General features: G+C 68.8%; 19 protein-coding genes and 1 pseudogene. 10 read left to right on the top strand and 10 right to left on the bottom strand.

Going from position 1 to position 16,915, the window contains the following annotated elements; genetic code table 11:
* Positions 1-62 precede the first annotated feature (62 nt).
* A complete protein-coding gene (locus ACZ50N_RS13805) occupies positions 63-809 on the bottom strand; it encodes a glucose 1-dehydrogenase (protein ID WP_046365790.1) in 747 nt (248 codons plus the stop codon).
* An 80-nt stretch (positions 810-889) separates the two neighbouring features.
* Between ACZ50N_RS13805 and ACZ50N_RS13800 the strand changes: the two genes are divergently transcribed.
* Positions 890-1,963 (top strand): NAD(P)H-dependent amine dehydrogenase family protein, encoded by a 1,074-nt coding sequence (locus ACZ50N_RS13800; RefSeq protein ID WP_464473072.1) that lies wholly within the window; start codon positions 890-892, stop codon positions 1,961-1,963.
* Between the two features lie 3 nt (positions 1,964-1,966).
* Here ACZ50N_RS13800 and ACZ50N_RS13795 read toward each other — a convergent pair whose 3' ends face one another.
* Both ACZ50N_RS13795 and ACZ50N_RS13790 read right to left on the bottom strand, forming a co-directional pair.
* Positions 1,967-2,413 (bottom strand): ATP-binding protein, encoded by a 447-nt coding sequence (locus ACZ50N_RS13795; RefSeq protein WP_464473071.1) that lies wholly within the window; start codon positions 2,411-2,413, stop codon positions 1,967-1,969.
* Positions 2,414-2,458: 45 nt separating this feature from the next.
* Entirely contained in the window at positions 2,459-2,845 is a 387-nt protein-coding gene (locus ACZ50N_RS13790; RefSeq protein ID WP_048422398.1) for an STAS domain-containing protein, read from the bottom strand.
* Positions 2,846-3,048: 203 nt separating this feature from the next.
* Between ACZ50N_RS13790 and ACZ50N_RS13785 the strand changes: the two genes are divergently transcribed.
* The 4 genes from ACZ50N_RS13785 (at position 3,049) to ACZ50N_RS13770 (ending at position 7,928) form a co-directional block, all read left to right on the top strand.
* Positions 3,049-3,813, top strand: coding sequence for an HAD family hydrolase (locus ACZ50N_RS13785; protein WP_073684839.1), 765 nt, complete (start codon positions 3,049-3,051; stop codon positions 3,811-3,813).
* Positions 3,814-3,866: 53 nt separating this feature from the next.
* A complete protein-coding gene (locus tag ACZ50N_RS13780; protein WP_464473070.1) occupies positions 3,867-5,000 on the top strand; it encodes a nitronate monooxygenase in 1,134 nt (377 codons plus the stop codon).
* 88 nt (positions 5,001-5,088) lie between these two features.
* Entirely contained in the window at positions 5,089-5,682 is a 594-nt protein-coding gene (locus ACZ50N_RS13775) for a TetR/AcrR family transcriptional regulator (RefSeq protein WP_048422395.1), read from the top strand.
* Positions 5,679-7,928, top strand: a complete 2,250-nt coding sequence (locus ACZ50N_RS13770; RefSeq protein WP_464473069.1) for a molybdopterin-dependent oxidoreductase — start codon at positions 5,679-5,681, stop codon at positions 7,926-7,928. The genes ACZ50N_RS13775 and ACZ50N_RS13770 overlap by 4 nt, the downstream gene beginning before the upstream one ends.
* 3 nt (positions 7,929-7,931) lie before the next feature.
* On the opposite strand, the gene ACZ50N_RS13765 is transcribed toward ACZ50N_RS13770, so the two are convergent.
* Positions 7,932-8,447, bottom strand: coding sequence for a hypothetical protein (locus ACZ50N_RS13765; protein WP_464473068.1), 516 nt, complete (start codon positions 8,445-8,447; stop codon positions 7,932-7,934).
* A gap of 152 nt (positions 8,448-8,599) precedes the next feature.
* On the opposite strand from ACZ50N_RS13765, the gene ACZ50N_RS13760 reads away from it, so the two are divergent.
* Complete coding sequence (locus ACZ50N_RS13760; RefSeq protein WP_048422393.1) at positions 8,600-9,856, top strand: cytochrome P450; 1,257 nt, start codon at positions 8,600-8,602, stop codon at positions 9,854-9,856.
* Between the two features lie 25 nt (positions 9,857-9,881).
* On the opposite strand, the pseudogene ACZ50N_RS13755 reads toward ACZ50N_RS13760, so the two are convergent.
* Positions 9,882-10,163: pseudogene (locus tag ACZ50N_RS13755) on the bottom strand (hypothetical protein); the annotation flags it as partial.
* A gap of 85 nt (positions 10,164-10,248) precedes the next feature.
* On the opposite strand from ACZ50N_RS13755, the gene ACZ50N_RS13750 reads away from it, so the two are divergent.
* The gene (locus ACZ50N_RS13750; RefSeq protein WP_464473067.1) at positions 10,249-11,025 is read left to right on the top strand and encodes an MmyB family transcriptional regulator; all 777 of its coding nucleotides are present in this window, start codon (positions 10,249-10,251) and stop codon (positions 11,023-11,025) included.
* A gap of 65 nt (positions 11,026-11,090) precedes the next feature.
* Positions 11,091-11,516 carry a lipoprotein LpqH gene (locus tag ACZ50N_RS13745; protein ID WP_048422390.1) on the top strand — a complete coding sequence of 142 codons (426 nt, stop codon included), beginning with the start codon at positions 11,091-11,093 and terminating at the stop codon, positions 11,514-11,516.
* Here the strand turns inward: ACZ50N_RS13745 and ACZ50N_RS13740 are convergent.
* The 5 genes from ACZ50N_RS13740 to ACZ50N_RS13720 all read right to left on the bottom strand — a co-directional run bounded on the left by ACZ50N_RS13740 (position 11,501) and on the right by ACZ50N_RS13720 (position 15,384).
* On the bottom strand, positions 11,501-11,665 hold the full coding sequence (locus ACZ50N_RS13740; protein ID WP_164481780.1) for a hypothetical protein: 165 nt from the start codon (positions 11,663-11,665) through the stop codon (positions 11,501-11,503). The two genes, ACZ50N_RS13745 and ACZ50N_RS13740, sit on opposite strands and share 16 nt — an antisense overlap.
* Positions 11,666-11,739: 74 nt before the next feature.
* Complete coding sequence (locus ACZ50N_RS13735; RefSeq protein ID WP_464473066.1) at positions 11,740-12,540, bottom strand: L,D-transpeptidase; 801 nt, start codon at positions 12,538-12,540, stop codon at positions 11,740-11,742.
* A gap of 44 nt (positions 12,541-12,584) precedes the next feature.
* A complete protein-coding gene (locus ACZ50N_RS13730) occupies positions 12,585-13,124 on the bottom strand; it encodes a Pr6Pr family membrane protein (protein WP_464470745.1) in 540 nt (179 codons plus the stop codon).
* Between the two features lie 52 nt (positions 13,125-13,176).
* The gene (locus tag ACZ50N_RS13725; protein WP_464473065.1) at positions 13,177-14,379 is read right to left on the bottom strand and encodes a DUF7159 family protein; all 1,203 of its coding nucleotides are present in this window, start codon (positions 14,377-14,379) and stop codon (positions 13,177-13,179) included.
* A 57-nt stretch (positions 14,380-14,436) separates the two neighbouring features.
* Positions 14,437-15,384, bottom strand: coding sequence for a threonine ammonia-lyase (locus ACZ50N_RS13720; protein WP_048422389.1), 948 nt, complete (start codon positions 15,382-15,384; stop codon positions 14,437-14,439).
* Between the two features lie 35 nt (positions 15,385-15,419).
* On the opposite strand from ACZ50N_RS13720, the gene ACZ50N_RS13715 reads away from it, so the two are divergent.
* Positions 15,420-15,851, top strand: coding sequence for an acyl-CoA thioesterase (locus ACZ50N_RS13715; RefSeq protein WP_464473064.1), 432 nt, complete (start codon positions 15,420-15,422; stop codon positions 15,849-15,851).
* Between the two features lie 58 nt (positions 15,852-15,909).
* Entirely contained in the window at positions 15,910-16,914 is a 1,005-nt protein-coding gene (gene speB, locus ACZ50N_RS13710) for an agmatinase (RefSeq protein WP_048422480.1), read from the top strand.
* The last annotated feature ends 1 nt before the right edge of the window (position 16,915 follow it).

Raw genomic sequence — 16,915 nt, 5'->3', positions numbered from 1 at the left:
ACGCCGATCGTCGACGGCACTGCTGTTAACGGCGCGCTCCGTCGCCGCCGGAGAGTGTGGCGCTACTTGTGCGGAACGTCGTTGACCAATCCGCCGTCCATGACGAACTCGGCTCCGGTCGAGTACCGCGATTCGTCACTGGCCAAGAACACCACGAAACTCGCGACCTCGTCGGGTTGGCCCGGCCGGCCCAGCGGAATTCGCAGCATGTCGTCAGGGAAGAACTTGGTCATCGGCGTGCGGATGAAGCCGGGATGCACCGAGTTCACCCGGATGTTGTGGGGGCCCAGTTCCAGCGCCGCCGACTTCGTCAGCCCGCGCACCGCCCACTTCGACGCCACGTACGGGTGCACCATCACCGCGCCGCGCAACCCCTCGATGGACGAGATGTTGATGATCGACCCGCCGCCCGCCTGCTTCATCGCCTCGACCGAGGCCTGCATGCCGAGGAACGTTCCGGTGAGGTTCACGTCGATGACCCTCTGCCACTTGACCATGTCGAACTCACCGATCTTGCCGAGTGCGACGGTGCCGGCGTTGTTGACCAGAACGTTCAGCGTGCCGAAGGCCTCGAGCGCGGTGGCCACCGCGGCGTCCCACTCGTCGGCCTGGGTGACGTCGAGGTGCACGTAGCGAATGGAATCCGGGGTCTGGGCGTTGATCTCCTCGGCCAGCGCCTGACCCTTCTCGTCGAGGATGTCGCCGATCACCACCTTGGCGCCCTCGGCGATCAGCGCCCGGGCGTCCTCGGCGCCCATCCCCTGTGCGCCACCACTGATCAGTGCCACTTTTCCGTCCACGCGTCCCATGGGGCGTCAGGCTACCTCACCCTCTCCCAACGAATTAGAACCTGTTCCAATTCGGTGGCGCAGCACGCATACTGCTCGCCATGACGATTCGAGTGGCGCAGATCGGGACCGGCAACTGCGGCAGCTTGACGCTGCGCCAGCTGATCGAGGATCCGCGTTTCGAGCTGACCGGCGTCTGGGTGTCCTCGGCGGACAAGCTCGGCAAGGACGCCGCAGAACTGGCCCACCTCGACGGCGCGACGGGCGTGCGTGCGGTCGGCGACCTCTCGACGATCATCACCGACGCGCCGGACTGCGTCGTCTACTGCGCGATGGGCGACATCCGGCCCAAGGAGGCGCTGGCCGACGTCCGCGCCTTCCTGGAGGCCGGCATCAACGTCGTTGGCTCGTCACCAGGCTTCCTCGCCTATCCCTGGGGTGTCATCGGCGACAGGGCGATCGAGAGGGTGGAATCCGTTGCCCGCCAGGGCAATGCCAGTGTGTTCGTCACCGGGGTCGACCCCGGCTTCGTCACCGATCTGCTGCCCCTGGCGCTGGCGGGCACGTGTGCGCGCGTCAGTCAGATCCGCACGATGGAGATCGCGGACTACGCGACCTACGACGGCGCCACCGTGATGTTCGACGTGATGGGCTTCGGGAACGAGATCGGCGACCTGCCGTTCCTCTACCAGCCGGGCGTGCTGAGCGCTGCGTGGGGCGTGGCGATCCGTCAGTTGGCCGCCGGCCTGGGCGTCGAGATCGACGAGATCACCGACAGCGTCGAGCAGGAGCCCGCACCCGAGGACTTCGACGTCGCCGTCGGCACGATCAAGAAGGGCACCGTCGCGGCGGTGCGGTTCCAGATCCAGGGCCTCGTCGGCTCCGTACCGGTGATCGTGGTCGAACACATCACGCGGCTCCGCAACGATCTGCGACCCGACTGGGCGCAACCCGCGCAAGAGGGCGGGTCCTACCGGGTGGAGATCACCGGCGAGCCGTCCTACGTGATGGACATCTGCCCGACCAGTCGCAACGGAGACCACAACTACGCGGCGATCCTGGCCGCCGCCGGCCGGATCGTCAATGCGATCCCCGATGTGGTGGCCGCCGAAGCGGGTGTCCGCACGACGCTCGACCTGCCATTGGTCACCGGCACCGGCACGTACCGGAGGTGAAAGTCAGAGGCGGGTGACGCCGTGCCACTCCAGGCGCACATGGGTGCCCTGGGTGGAGGGCTCGATGATGGCCCGGTCGGACAGGGTCTCCATCAGCGGGATGCCGCGGCCGCGGGTGCGCGGCACCGGGTCGGTCTGCGGCGTACGCCACGTGCCCCGGTCGGTGATGTCGACGGTGAGGATCTCGCGCTCGGCGTCGTACAGGGCGCAGATGTCGATCGTGCCGGGTCGCTCGGCGAGCCGGTAGGCGAACTCCGCAGAATTCGCCAGCGCCTCGTTGATGGCCAACACCAGATCGCTGCTCCGCTCCTCGTCGAGAGCGAAGAAACGGTTCAGCCACGCGGCGAACTCGCGACGCGCCCTCGCGACCGTTCCGGCGTCGGCGTCAAGGCCGAATCGCTCGAAACGCTCTGCGTTGGCAACTTCAGCCGGCGGCATGGAATCGATCATGGCAAGCGGTGGCTACCCCAAGACGCACGTTTCTACGCGGCTTTCCTACGCGTCACGCGCCGCCAGTGCCTCATCCAGGCTCGGATAGAGGCTCACGATCTCCGCGATGCCCACCAATTTGAGGGGCCGGCTGGTTGCCGGACCGTCGGCTACCACGCTGAATGCGACCTCAGAGCCGGCTTTGTCGTGTGCGGCGACCAGAACGCCCATCCCGGCCGAGGCCAAGAACTCCACGTTGGTGAAATCGATCACCACGGCCGACGGCTTCTGCGCGAGTGCGGCGTCGATCGCGGACTCCAGCTGCGGTGACGTGAGCATGTCGACGACGCCGGAGACCGCCACGATGGCCACCCCATCGACCCATCGTTCGGCAACGTCGCAGTTCGAAGCCCCTGCTGAGGCGGCTGTGCCGTCGGCTGCTTGCTCGTCCAAGGTTCACCTTCCATGTCAGGCCGCTGTGCGCCCACTGCGAGAGCGAAAACTCTCATTCACCTCTCGCACAGGCTGCTTCCTGAACCCGGCTACCAAACTACCGTGGCCGTTTGCGGCGACCGGCACAGATTAAACCAGGAGTGTCGGCGCGGCCCGTAGCATGGCGAGTCAACGCTGCCAGACCGGCCAGATGCGAGGAGATCGTGACCGTCGAGCCCGCTCTCCCCGCCGAGCTGCCGGCGGCGATCGCGGCGAGCCCGCGGGGTTCCCAGGTCGGCGCGTTCTTCGATCTGGACGGGACGTTGGTCGACGGCTTCACCGCCACCGCGCACGCCGGGGACCGGATTCGGCGCCGGCAGGCGCGGCTCGGCGAGGTGACCGGTGTCATCGAGGCGGCGATGCGCTACCGCTTCGGCCGCGTCGACTTCGCCAAGCTGCTCGAGCGTGCGGCCGGATATCTGCGCGGGGAGTCACTGGCCGAACTTGACGAGATCGGTGAGCGGTTGTTCCGCGAGCGTGTGCGGTCACGTCTCTTCCCTGCCATGCACGAGGTGGTGCTCGCCCACCAGCGCCGCGGCCACACTGTCGTGATGTGTTCGTCGGCGCTGACCATCCACGCGGAGCCAGTCGCGAGGTTCCTCGAGATCGAGCACGTGGTCTGCAACCACTTCGAGGTCGACGCGGACGGCCGCCTGACCGGCCGGATCCAGCGTCCGGTGATCTGGGGGCGGCGCAAGGCCGATGCGGTGGTGGCGCTGTGCGAACGCCGCGACATCGCGTTGGCCGACAGCTGGTTCTATGCCGACGGCAACGAGGACATCGCGCTGATGTCGCTGGTGGGTCAGCCGCGTCCGGTCAACCCGCGCCGCGAGCTCGCCGCTCGCGCGGCGGCCGAGGGCTGGCCGGTGCTGCGGGTCACCACACCGGGCCGGGGTAGCCATGACGGTCTTCGCGGTGTACTAAAGTAGAACACGTTCTAATTTCCGACGCGTTCGGCCCATGAGCCCACCAGGAGCGGACTATGCATACTCCCCTGTGCGATCAACTCGGCATCGAATTCCCGATCTTCGCCTTCACTCACTGCCGTGACGTCGTCGTCGCGGTGAGCAAGGCCGGCGGCTTCGGCGTGCTCGGCGCAGTCGGCTTCACCCCCGAGCAGCTCGAGATCGAGCTGAACTGGATCGACGAGCACATCGGTGATCACCCCTACGGGGTCAACATCGTGATACCGAACAAGTACGAGGGCTCCGACGCCGCCGACATGGACCCCGAGGTGTTGAAGAAGACGCTCAACGATCTGGTGCCCCAGGACCACATCGACTTCGCCAAGAAGATCCTCTCCGAGCACGGGGTGCCCGTCGAGCACAGCGACGACGACGCTCTGCAGCTGCTCGGCTGGACCGAGGCGACGGCGACCCCGCAGGTCGAGGTGGCGTTGCAGCACCCGAAGGTGACGATGATCGCCAATGCCCTCGGCACACCGCCGGCCGACATGATCGCGCACATCCACGAGCAGGGTCGTGTCGTGGCGGCGCTGTGCGGATCGCCCTACCAGGCGCGCAAGCACGCCGACGCCGGCGTCGACATCATCATCGCCCAGGGCGGCGAGGCCGGCGGGCACTGCGGTGACATCGGGTCGATCGTGCTGTGGCCGCAGGTGGTCAAGGAGGTCGCGCCCGTGCCGGTGCTCGCCGCGGGCGGCATCGGCAGCGGTCAGCAGATCGCCGCGGCGCTCGCGCTGGGCGCCCAGGGCGCCTGGACGGGTTCGCAGTGGGTGATGGTCGAGGAGTCCGAGCACACGCCCGTCCAGCACGCCGCGTATGCAAAGGCGACCAGCCGTGACACCGTGCGCAGTCGGTCCTTCACGGGCAAGCCGGCCCGCATGCTCAAGAACGACTGGACCGAAGCCTGGGAAAACCCGGAAAACCCCAAGCCCCTGGGCATGCCGTTGCAGTACATGGTGTCGGGCATGGCGGTGGCCGCGACGCACAAGTACCCGAACGAGTCGGTCGACGTCGCGTTCAACCCCGTCGGTCAGGTGGTCGGCCAGTTCACCAAGGTCGAGAAGACCGCCACGGTGATCGAGCGGTGGGTGCAGGAGTACCTGGAGGCGACGGGCAGGCTCTCCGAGCTGAACGAGGCCGCCGCGGTGTAGCGATTTCGGCGTGGTTGTCTGCGCTGGGCGAAGGCAACCACGCCGAAATCGCTTCCTTCCTGGGTCAGCGTTATGTAGGTTTGCATACATGACGAGTCCTCGCGACCGCATGGTCGCCTCGGCCGCGCTGCTGATCCGGGAGCGCGGCGCCCAGTCCACCGCGATCGCCGACGTTCTCGAGCACAGCGGCGCCCCGCGCGGGTCGGCCTACCACTACTTCCCCGGCGGGCGCACCCAGCTTCTCTGCGAGGCGGTCGACTACGCCGCAGACTTCATGGTGCGCCAGCTCGACGCGGCGCCGTCGTGTCTGGATGCCGTGGACCAGTTGTTCACCCGGCAGGCGCAACTGTTGCGCGACAGCGATTTTCGAGCGGGTTGCCCGGTGGTCGCGGTGTCCGTCGAGGCCGGTGATCCCGGCGCCGACGAGCGGCCCGTGCTCGACCGTGCCGCTGCGGCCTTCGCGCGGTGGCGCGAGGTGCTGGCCGCGCGGCTGCGTGCCGACGGTGTCGCAGGCGAGCGCGCGGACGACCTCGCGGTGTTCGTGCTGTCGGCGTTCGAGGGGGCGATCGTCATCGCACGGGCGCAGCGCGACGACGAACCTCTGAACCGGGTGCACGAGCAGCTGGCAGAGGTGATCCACGCGGCACTGCCCGCCGGCACGAGAAAGCGAACCGCGCGATGACCGACACGACCGATGACTGGCAACCCACCGCGTGCATCCTGTGCGAATGCAACTGCGGCATCGTCGTGAAGGTCGACGACCGCAGGCTGGCCCGGATCCGCGGCGACAAGGACCACCCGGCGTCGCAGGGCTACACCTGCAACAAGGCGCTGCGACTGGACCACTACCAGAATCAGCGCAACCGGCTGACCTCTCCGATGCGCCGCCGTCCTGACGGCTCCTACGAGGAGATCGACTGGGACACCGCGATCTCGGAGATCGCCGCGGGCTTCAGGGCGATCGCCGACACGCACGGCGGCGACAAGATCCTCTATTACGGCGGCGGGGGCCAGGGCAATCACCTCGGCGGCGCCTACAGCGGTGCCTTCCTCAAAGCACTGGGCTCCTACCACCGGTCCAACGCGCTGGCCCAGGAGAAAACCGGAGAGCACTGGGTCGACGCCCACTTCTACGGCGGTCACACCCGGGGCGAGTTCGACCACGCCGAGGTGTCGGTGTTCGTCGGCAAAAACCCGTGGATGTCGCAGAGCTTCCCGCGTGCCCGCGTCGTGCTCAACGAGATCGCCAAGGATCCGGCGCGCTCGATGATCGTGATCGATCCGGTGCTCACCGACACCGCGAAAATGGCCGACTTCCACCTTCGGGTGCGGCCCGGCACCGACGCGTGGTGCCTGGCTGCGCTGGCGGCGGTGCTGGTCCAGGAGAACCGTTGCGACGAAGCATTTCTCGCCGAGCACGTCAACGGCGCCGAGGACGTTCGCGCGGTGCTGGCCCAGGTTCCCGTCAGCGATTACGCCGCGCGGTGCGGAGTCGACGAGGACCTGCTCCGGGAGGCGGCCCGCCGCATCGCCCGCGCCGACAGTGTGGCGGTGTTCGAGGACCTCGGAATACAGCAGTCGGTGAACAGCACGCTGTGTTCCTATCTCAACAAGATGCTGTGGATTCTGACCGGCAACTTCGCCAAACCCGGCTCGCAGCACCTGCATTCGTCGTTCGCGCCCCTGTTCCGGCCTGGCGGGGTCGGCCGCACGCCGGTCACCGGCGCCCCGATCATCGGCGGGTTGATGCCGAGCAACGTGGTGCCCGACGAGATCCTGACCGACCACCCCGATCGGTTCCGCGCGCTGATCGTGGAGAGCAGCAACCCGGCACATTCGGTCGCCGATTCGGCCGCCGTGCACGCGGCGTTCGAAAGTCTGGAATTGCTCGTGGTCGTCGACGTGGCGATGACCGAAACGGCTCGGCTGGCACACTATGTGCTGCCCGCGGCCAGCCAGTTCGAGAAGGCCGAGGCCACGTTCTTCAACCTCGAGTTCCCCCGCAACACCTTCCATCTGCGCCACCGGCTGATGGAGCCGTTGGAGGGCACGCTGCCCGAGCCTGAGATCTGGGCCCGCCTGACCCGCGCCCTCGGCGTCGTCGACGACTCCGAGCTCGCTCCGCTGCGCGACGCCGCCGAGCACGGTCTCGACGAATTCGCCGCGGCCTTCCTCACCGCGGTGGGCGCCAATCCTGGCCTGGCGAAAGTGCTTCCGTTCGTGCTGTACGAGACGCTCGGGCCGACGCTGCCCGACGGCTTGGCCGGCGCTGCGGCGCTGTGGGGGATGGCGCAGAAGACCGCGATGACCTATCCGGAGGCGGTGCGGCGCGCCGGCCACGCCGACGGAAACGCCTTGTTCGAGGCGATCCTCACCGGACGCTCCGGGATCACCTTCACCGTCCACGAGTACGACGACGACTTCGCGCTCATCACGCACGACGACCGCAGGATCTCGATCGCGATACCCGAGATGCTGGCGGAGGTGGAGAAGCTGACCGAGACACCGGCGGCGCTGACGTCGCCCGAGTTCCCGATCGTCCTCTCGGCCGGCGAGCGCCGCGCCTTCACCGCCAACGACATCCTGCGTGACCCGAATTGGCGCACGCGGGATGCGCAGGGGGCGCTGCGGGTCAGCCCCGCGGATGCGGCCGCGCTGGGACTCTGCGACGGTGGACGGGCCCGCATCAGCACCGCTGCCGGCACGGCCGAGGCCGTCGTCGAGATCAGCGACGCGATGCTGCCCGGGCATGCCTCACTGCCCAACGGGTTCGGGGTCGACTACGTCGATGCGGAAGGCCATGTCGTGGCGCCGGGCGTGGCGCCGAACGCGCTCACGTCGAGCCGATGGCGGGATGCCTACGCGGGTACGCCGTTGCACAAGCATGTGCCGGCCCGCATCGAGGCAATGGCCGACGCGGCGCTCTAGAAGCTAGGGGGCCAGCGGCGCGGGTTCCGGCGCCGGCGCCGGGGCGGCCGGTGCGGGCGGGGTCGGCTGCATGCCGGGCGTCGCTGACATCGGGCGCTGGGTCAGCAGCAGCAGTGCGTCCGACCCGGACACCTCCTGGGTCTGCATCGAGTGCCAGAGGTCCCGGAGATAGCCGAGGCGGGTCTGCGGCGCCGGTGTTTCCGTGGTGCCCGGCGGCAGGTTCTCGGGGCTGGACAGGTGCGGCACGCCGGCGGGAGGTGCCGCTGCCGCGTCAGCTGGGCCACCGGCCAACGCCTGGACCGGCGCACCGGGGCCGGCGACCGGATCGACGGGCGGCTGGACGGGGCCAGGAGCCGGGGCCGGCAGCGGAACCGCCGGGTCGGGATCGGCGGCTGCCAGCGGTGCGCACACCAGCAGTCCGGCGATTGCGGCGGCGCCCACGGCAGAGGCGGTCTTGAGATGCCATCCGATCATCACCGGTGCCCCCTTCGGGTGTGCGGCCACTGCTGCGGGCCGCATCGGATCATTGTCACCCTGTGCTTCTCCCCGGGAGTCACATTCGTTACAGCCGGGTGCGAAGAAGTCTGCGAAGTCGGCGCAAGGACCCCCGCCCGTGGTGTAGGTATCGATAAGAGCCCCATGACGGCCCCATGACGGCAAGGAGCCCCCGTATGCCGACTCCGGTTTTCCCGCCAGGTTTCGACTTCACCGATCCCGACCTCAATTGCGAGCGCCTGCCGGTCGAGGAGTTGGCCGCACTGCGGCGCAGCGCACCGATCTGGTGGAATGAACAGACCTCGGGTGGAGCGGGCCCCTTCGGGGACGGCGGCTTCTGGGTCGTCACCAAACACCGCGATGTCAAAGAGATCTCGAAGCGCAGTGATGTCTTCTCCAGCCTCGTGAAGACGGCGCTCCCCCGTTACCCCGAGGGTTCGACCGGAGAGCAGATCGAGACCGGCAAGTTCGTGTTGTTGAACATGGACGCGCCGCACCACACCCATCTGCGCAAGATCGTCTCCCGCGGCTTCACCCCCCGCGCGGTGGAACGGCTGCGCGCCGACCTCGATGCCCGTGCCCACGCCATCGCCGAGACCGCGGCGTCCGCCGGGGCCGGCGACTTCGTCGAGCAGGTGTCGTGCGAACTCCCGCTGCAGGCCATCGCCGGTCTGCTGGGCGTGCCGATCGAGGACCGTAAGAAGCTGTTCGACTGGTCCAACCAGATGGTCAGTGACGACGATCCGGAATTCGCTCATTACGACAACCGCAATGCCGCAACGGAATTGATCATGTATGCGATGCAGCTGGCGGCCCAGCGCGCCGAGCAGCCGGGTGAGGACATCGTCACGAAGCTGGTGGAAGCAGACGTGGACGGCCACAAGCTCTCCGACGACGAGTTCGGCTTCTTCATGGTGCTGCTCGCCGTCGCAGGCAACGAGACGACCCGCAACTCGATCACCCACGGCATGATCGCGTTCACCGAACACCCCGACCAGTGGGAGCTGTTCAAGGCCGAACGCCCGGCGACCGCGGTCGACGAGATCGTGCGGTGGGCGACCCCGGTCACGTCGTTCCAGCGCACCGCGCTGTGCGATTACGAACTGTCCGGCGTGCCCATCAAGAAGGGCCAGCGCGTCGTCATGTCCTACCGGTCGGCCAACTTCGACGAAGAGGTGTTCGACGACCCGTATTCGTTCAACATCCTCCGTGACCCGAACCCGCACGTCGGGTTCGGCGGCACCGGGGCGCACTACTGTATCGGCGCCAACCTGGCCCGCATGACCATCGAGTTGATGTTCAACGCCATCGCCGACCACATGCCCGACCTGCAGTCGATCGGCACTCCCGAACGTCTGCGCTCGGGGTGGCTCAACGGGATCAAGCACTGGCAGGTCGATTACACCGGCTCGGGGTGTCCGGTCGCCCACTGAGTGACGGCGTGCGATCGGTGTCGGGCGCGGTCGGAAGGTCGATGACCGAGCGCCAATAGTCGTCCCCGATCTCGCTGCCGGTGCGCAGCACCATCGCCAGGCCGGTGGCCATCGCCAGCCCCAGCAGTCCGAGCCACAGCCCGGCCAGTCCGATCATCACCCACAACGCCGCCGTCACGCCCGGCCACGGCGACAGCACGGCCAGGATCGGTGCGAAGAAGAAGCCCGTGCCCACATACCACGCGGAGCCGGTCCGGTCGCAGATCAGGACGATGCGCAGCCATCGCGGAGTGTTGTTCTCGGCCATGCCTTCACGATTCGCGTCAGAGGTTAGGTCGGCAATTACCTGTGAGGTAGTGGTGATGCCTACCCGGGGCCGCCACACTGGCGTGATGGCGATTCAGGACACCGCGCCGCGCACGGTCGGCGTGATGGTGCGGCGCTGGCGGATGCGGCGCCGGCTCAGCCAGCTCGACCTGGCGCTGGAGGCCGAGGTGTCTGCGCGGCACATCAGCTTCGTCGAGACGGGCCGCGCGACTCCCAGCCGGGCGATGGTGCTGCGGCTGGCCGGCGTTCTCGACGTGCCCCGACGCGAGCAGAACCACATGCTGGTCGCCGCCGGTCACGCCCCGGCGTACAGCGAGCGTCCGCTGGACGCGCCGGACATGGCGGCGGTGCAGGCCGGTCTGGCGCGCGTGCTGGCGGCCTACGAGCCCTACCCCTGCATCGTCGTGAACCGGGTCTGGGACCTGGTCAGCGCCAATGCGGGGACGAGCGTGCTGCTCGCCGGTGTCGCACCGCATCTGCTCGACCGGCCGAACGCGCTGCGCATCGCGCTGCATCCGGAGGGTCTGGCGCCGCGCATCCGCAACCTCGGTCAATGGCGTGGGCATCTGATCGAGCGGTTGCGGCGGGAGGTGGCAGCCGACGACACCGGGGAGCTGACCGCTCTGCTCGACGAGGTCGGCGGATATCCGGGCGCCGAGGACTGCTTCCCCGATCTGGGCGGGGTGGCGGTTCCGCTGGAGCTGACGACGCCCGACGGTGCCGAACTGCGACTGCTGTCGATGGTGACGACGTTCGGGACCGCGCTCGACCTCACTGCCGCGGAACTGAGCATCGAGGCGTTCCTGCCCGCCGATGCCGCGACGGCCGCCCTTCTGCGATGACGTCCGCAAAGATTGCGTTCCGAAGTCCCCGGGCAACGGCCGATGACCGCATAGAGTCGAGCGCCATGGAGACTCGACATCTCGCCGCGGTCATCGCGGCCGGCGGCGCCGTCCTCGCGTTGACGGCGTGCTCGTCGCCCGAGCCCGCCCTCGGTGGCACCACGGCCACCGTCGCGATCGACGGCAACGACGCCGGCGGGGCGTTCCCGGTGACCTGCCAGCAGACGGGCTTCACCTGGTACATCCAGACACCAGGCAAGGACAAGGGCTTCACCGCGGTCTTGGCGATGGACGGGCCGCCGAAAGCGCAATCCGTCGAATTCCGCGACATCGGAGGCTTTTCCGGCAATTTCTGGCAGGGCAACATCGGCGAGGCGCAGGTCACCGGGCAGCAGGGCCGGTACACGATCACCGGCACCGCTGACGGCAACTTCACCGGGACGCCGAGCGACGCCGCGACGGCGAAATTCCGGATTCAGACCAACTGCTGAACGAGCCGTTCCTCGTAGCGGGCGATCTCGACGAGATTGTCGTGCGCCTCGACGCTGATGTGTTCCCCGCTCATTGCCCGCAGTAGCGGCGAATCCCCGATCTGGGACACGTCGGCAAGGCTGGCTGTCTCGTGTGCGTGCTCGGGCATGGTCGCACCTCCGTCTTCAGTGACAGACGGTTACCCCTCGACCGCGCAGCAAATATGACGGTGTGATGACTCCGTCACGCCTGCACGATGATCGGATCGCCGACGCTGACGGTGTCGAAGTACCAGGCGGCGTTGTCAGGGCTGAGGTTGATGCAGCCGTGGCTGACGTTGGCATACCCCTGCGATCCCACCGACCACGGAGCGGAGTGCACGTAGACCCCGCCCCACGTGACGCGCACGGCGTCAGCGACGGTGAGCTTGTAGCCCTCGGGATCCGACAGCGGGATGCCGATGGTCCGCGAGTCCATGACCACTGACTTCTGCTTTTCCAGCGCGGTGAAGCTGCCGATCGGGGTGGGGTGCTTCGGCTTGCCCATCGATGCGGGCATCTCCCGGGCGACGACGCCGTCGATGCTGACGGTGAACGTGTGGGCGTCGAGGTCGGCGACGCCGACGACCGAGGACCCGGTCTCGAAGCTGGTCGCGAAGCCGCCGACCGAGACGTCGATGGGTGCGTGCGCCGGGAAGAACTGCGTGGGCGTCCACTGCATGGTCCGGTCATCGAGCCAGGTGAACGTGCCCTGCGCGGGTGTGGCATCAGCCGGCCGCACCGCGAAGGAGTCCTGGACCGCAGCCCGGTCGGGCACCGGTGCGGTGAAGGTGACCGTGACCGGGTGGCCCACGCCGACAGTCTGACCGGGCGACGGTGACATCTCGCTGATCGTCGACGGCAGCGTCGGCACCGCGGAGCCGATGGCGCCGATCGCTGACGGGCCGACCGTCAGGCCGGTCATGACTGTCACGGCTCCCAGCACAGCCGCGATGCGGCCGATCGAGGAACGACGTCGGGTGTGTTCACGTGAGGCGCTCGCCACGGTGCCATCCTAGGTAATCGGCGGGGTTCTCCCCTGTTGAACGACTATCGGGGTAATGCGGGCGAACGTTTCACACCGCCGCCCACGGCCAGCAGCGCATACCCCAGCGCCAGCACGCCGAGGGCCAGCGCCGCGACGTTGGCGGCGACCGCGCCGGCTCCCACGCTGTCGACGTCGAGGAAGAAGTAGGGCGCCCGACGGCCCAGGTCGTTGAGGACCAGAAGCGCCAGCACCAGGTACGCGGCCGGGAACGCCAGCCAGGCGATCGGATGCCACCACGCCAGTTTCGGCCGGTCCGCCAGCACCCAGTCGCACAGCGCGAGCACCGGTACGACACAGTGCAGCAGCAGGTTGGCGACCGTGTACCCCATGCTGCGCTCGACGAGGAACAGATTCCACACCAGGCCGGCCATGGCGAGGTAGAGGACCACCGCGCCGCGCAACGCGGCGCGCTCGTCGGCCCGGGGCCGGACCAGCGTCCACAGGTAGTAGGCGGCGGCCGCGACGTTGACCTGGTAGGTGAACGTCACCAGTCGCCACCAGAGGCCACGTTCGGAGGTCACACCGACGACGAGCAACGCCATGGCGACGGCGCAGATGATCCCCACGCGCAGGACGATCCGGAGGGTCACATCCTCAGGGTAGAGGCGGTGGCGGCGGAGGTGCCGGCTCGACGACCGGTGGCTGCTCGCCACGCACGCCGGCGAGCCGGTCGCGGATGCGCTGCAGCAGACCTGGCTGCTGTTCGGGCACCGGCGGGGGTGCCACGATCGGCGGGACCGCATCGACCGCGGGCGGCGGGGCCGCGTCGACCGGCAGCGGGTCGGTGCTCTCGATCGGCGCCGGCTCGGGTGCCGGCGCTTCCTCCACCGGGGCGGGCTCGGGCGCCGGGTCCTCGGTGGCGGGGGCTTCCTCGACCGGCGGCGGGGCGACGGGAGGTGGCGGCGGGGCGACGGGTGCGACGGGTGCGACGGGGGCTGCCGGGCCCGCCTCGGCCGCCGGGCGCACCGTTGGCGTGGGCCGCTCCGGGACGAACTGCATCCCCAGCGCCGCGGAGACCGACACGACGAACGCGACCAGGCCGCCGGCCAGCATCAGCGCCGGTCCCGCCCGCCGCAACCGCTCCGTCGCGGGCCGCGGCTCCGCCGGGACCGGAGCCCGGGTCGATGCGAGGTCGTCGTCGAGCCACCACTCGTCGACACTCGGGGTGCACGCCAGCGCCGCTCCCCTGGCCAGTGCCAGCTGGGCTTCCGCGGGTGAGAACACCGGCACTGCGAGCGCCTCCTCGAGCACCGGGGCGATCCCGTCGAGGTCCTCGGCCGAGCCGACGAGTACGAGCGCCTCGGGTTCCCAGTCCGCGCGGGCGAAGACTGCACTCAACCACCCGATCAGGTCTTCCTCGGTGATCACGGAGGTGTTGACGGCGGTCTGCACGGCGCCGTCGTCGGGGGTGACGACGAGGGCGATCAGCTGCCCCGGCTCGACCACACAGACCGCGGTGGTGTGATAGCCGACCACCTCGGCGATGCCGCGGGCCAGCGCATCGGTGGCCTCGGAGAGTTGCACGGGCACGATGTTGTGGCCGGATTCGGTGAGCTCCTTGAGCAGGAGCGACGCCTCGGTTCGGGCGTCGTCACTCCACGTCACGCCGATCGACTGCACGCGCTGGCCGCGCTGCGCGGCGAGCGCCTCCGTCTGGCGCACCGCTTCGGCGGCATCCTGCGACGTCGCCACCTCGACACCGGTGCCCGTCATCGCGTCGCCATCCGCGACCTGCCCCTCCACCAGGACCAGCCCGACGGCGGTTGACGTCACCGACAGCCCGAGTACTGCGTCCACGAACCACTCCTTCGTCGCGGCGACCTTACCTGCAGCGCCGCTGGTCACGCATGTCCGTCAGGCGAGCGCCTGCGCCAGCAGCCGCGGCTCGATGTTGCCACCGGAGAGAATCACGACGGTCGGACCCGGTGGCGTCGTGTGCTGGCGGTAGGCGGCCAGCGCCACCGCGCCGCTGGGTTCGGCGACCAGATGGCCCCGCTGCGCGAATTCTCGGACGGCAGAGAGTATGTCGTCTTCTGTCACGGTCAGCATCCCGTCGAGGACCTGACGGAGGTGGGCGAACGTCAGCTCAGAGGGCTGCGAACGCAGTCCGTCGGCGACGGTGCGATTGCGCAGGCTCACCGACCAGTCCACGCGCTCGCCGGTGCGCAGACCCTCGGCGGCGTCGGCGGCCAGCTCGGGTTCCACACCGAGAACCACGGCTCGTGGGCAGAGCGCTTTGATGGCAACCCCGATGCCCGAGGCGAGTCCGCCCCCGCTGACCGGCACCAGCACTGTGGCCACCTCGGGGAGGTCGTCGGCTATCTCAGCGCCGATGGTGCCCTGACCAGCGATGATGTCGGGGTGGTCGAATGGCGGGATCATCACCCCGCCGGTGTCGGCGGCCACGTCGGCGGCGACGGCCTCGCGTTGGCCGGCGCCGCACAGCACCACCCGCGCGCCGTGCGCCCGGGTGGCGGCCACCTTCACCTCCGGTGTCTCCTCCGGCATGACGATGTGCGCCCGCAGACCGAAGGTGGCTGCGGCGTAGGCGACGGCCTGGGCGTGGTTACCGCTGCTGTAGGCCACCACGTCGGTGATCGATCCCGACCGCTCTCGGACAGCGGTCAGAGCGTTGAACGCGCCCCGCACCTTGAACGCGCCGATGGCCTGCAGGCTCTCCGGCTTCACCCAGAGCGGGCGCTCGGGATCCCCCCACGGCGCAGGCACGAGCGGAGTGCGCAGGACGTGGCTGCGGATGCGCTGGGCGGCGGCGCGGATGTCGTCGATCGTCACGAGCTGCATGGCTCGAGTCTGCCGCACCCCTACAGTCGTCGGTGATGTCCGGATACTCGCTGCCCGTGGTGCCCCGCTACGCAGAGATCGACCAGCAGGGAGTCGTGTTCAACGGCCACTACCTGACCTGGTTCGACGAGGCCCTCACCGGATTTCTCGAGCATTGCGGATTCACCTATGCCGACATCATCGACAGTGGCTACGACTTCCAGGTGGTGCACAGTGAGATCGATTTCGCCGCCCCGGTGCGCTGGCGCGACATCGTCCGGGTAGGAGTGGCGTGCGCCCGGGTGGGCACCACGAGCTTCACGCTCGAGTTCACCGTGCACCGACGGGCGGTCGACGGCACGGAGGACGCCGAACAGGTCGCGGTGCGCGGCGCCAACACCTACGTCGTGGTGTCGACCGACGACTGGGCCAAACGGCCTGTGCCGGATGAGCTGCGCGCCGCATTGACCGGCCACGGCGGCGGATGACCGGTACGGTCCCCCCATGGGTCATGAGCACGGACATCAGCGCGATCTCCCACCCGGCATGGTCGAACAGCTGGAGCTGGCCTACGCGGGTGTGGCGTCCTTCGGGCACCGACCGTTTCTGACCGAGACCAGCCAGCTCGACTCGTGGAAGCCCGACGTCGCCATCGTCGGCGCGCCGTTCGACATCGCGACGACGAACCGGCCCGGCGCCCGCTTCGGCCCGCGCGCGATCCGCGCGACCGCCTACGAGCCGGGCACCTACCACATGGACCTGGGCCTGGAGATCTTCGACTGGCTCGAGGTCGTCGACTTCGGCGACGCCTACTGCCCGCACGGGCAGACCGAGGTGTCACACCAGAACATCAAGGAGCGCGTGGCAGCGATCGCCAGCCGCGGCATCGTCCCGGTGATCCTGGGCGGTGACCACTCGATCACCTGGCCGGCCGCCACCGCAGTCGCCGACGTGCACGGCTACGGCAACGTCGGCATCGTGCACTTCGACGCGCATGCCGACACCGCCGACGAGATCGAGGGCAACCTGGCAAGTCACGGCACCCCGATGCGACGGCTGATCGAATCGGGCGCGGTTCCCGGCTCGCACTTCGTGCAGGTGGGTCTGCGCGGCTACTGGCCGCCGCAGGACACCTTCGAGTGGATGCAGGAACAGAAGATGACCTGGCACACCATGCAGGAGATCTGGGAGCGCGGTTTCAAGGCGGTGATGGCCGACGCGGTCGGTGAGGCGCTGGCCAAGGCCGACAAGCTCTACGTCTCGGTCGACATCGACGTGCTCGACCCGGCGCACGCGCCCGGTACCGGCACCCCGGAGCCGGGCGGCATCACCAGCGCCGACCTGCTGCGGATGGTGCGTCAGCTCTGTTACGAACACGACGTGGCCGGCGTCGACGTCGTTGAGGTGGCACCGGCCTACGACCACGCCGAGTTGACGGTCAACGCCGCGCACCGGGTGGTGTTCGAAGCGCTGGCCGGTATGGCGGCCCGGCGGCGCGACGCGGCCGGCGGCGAACCGGGCCAGCCGGCTAAGTCCTACCTCAAGCCCTGAC

It is taken from the genome of Mycolicibacterium obuense, assembly GCF_055397605.1.
Note: the sequence above shows the minus strand (reverse complement) of the source record. Positions and strands in the feature narration are given on the sequence as shown.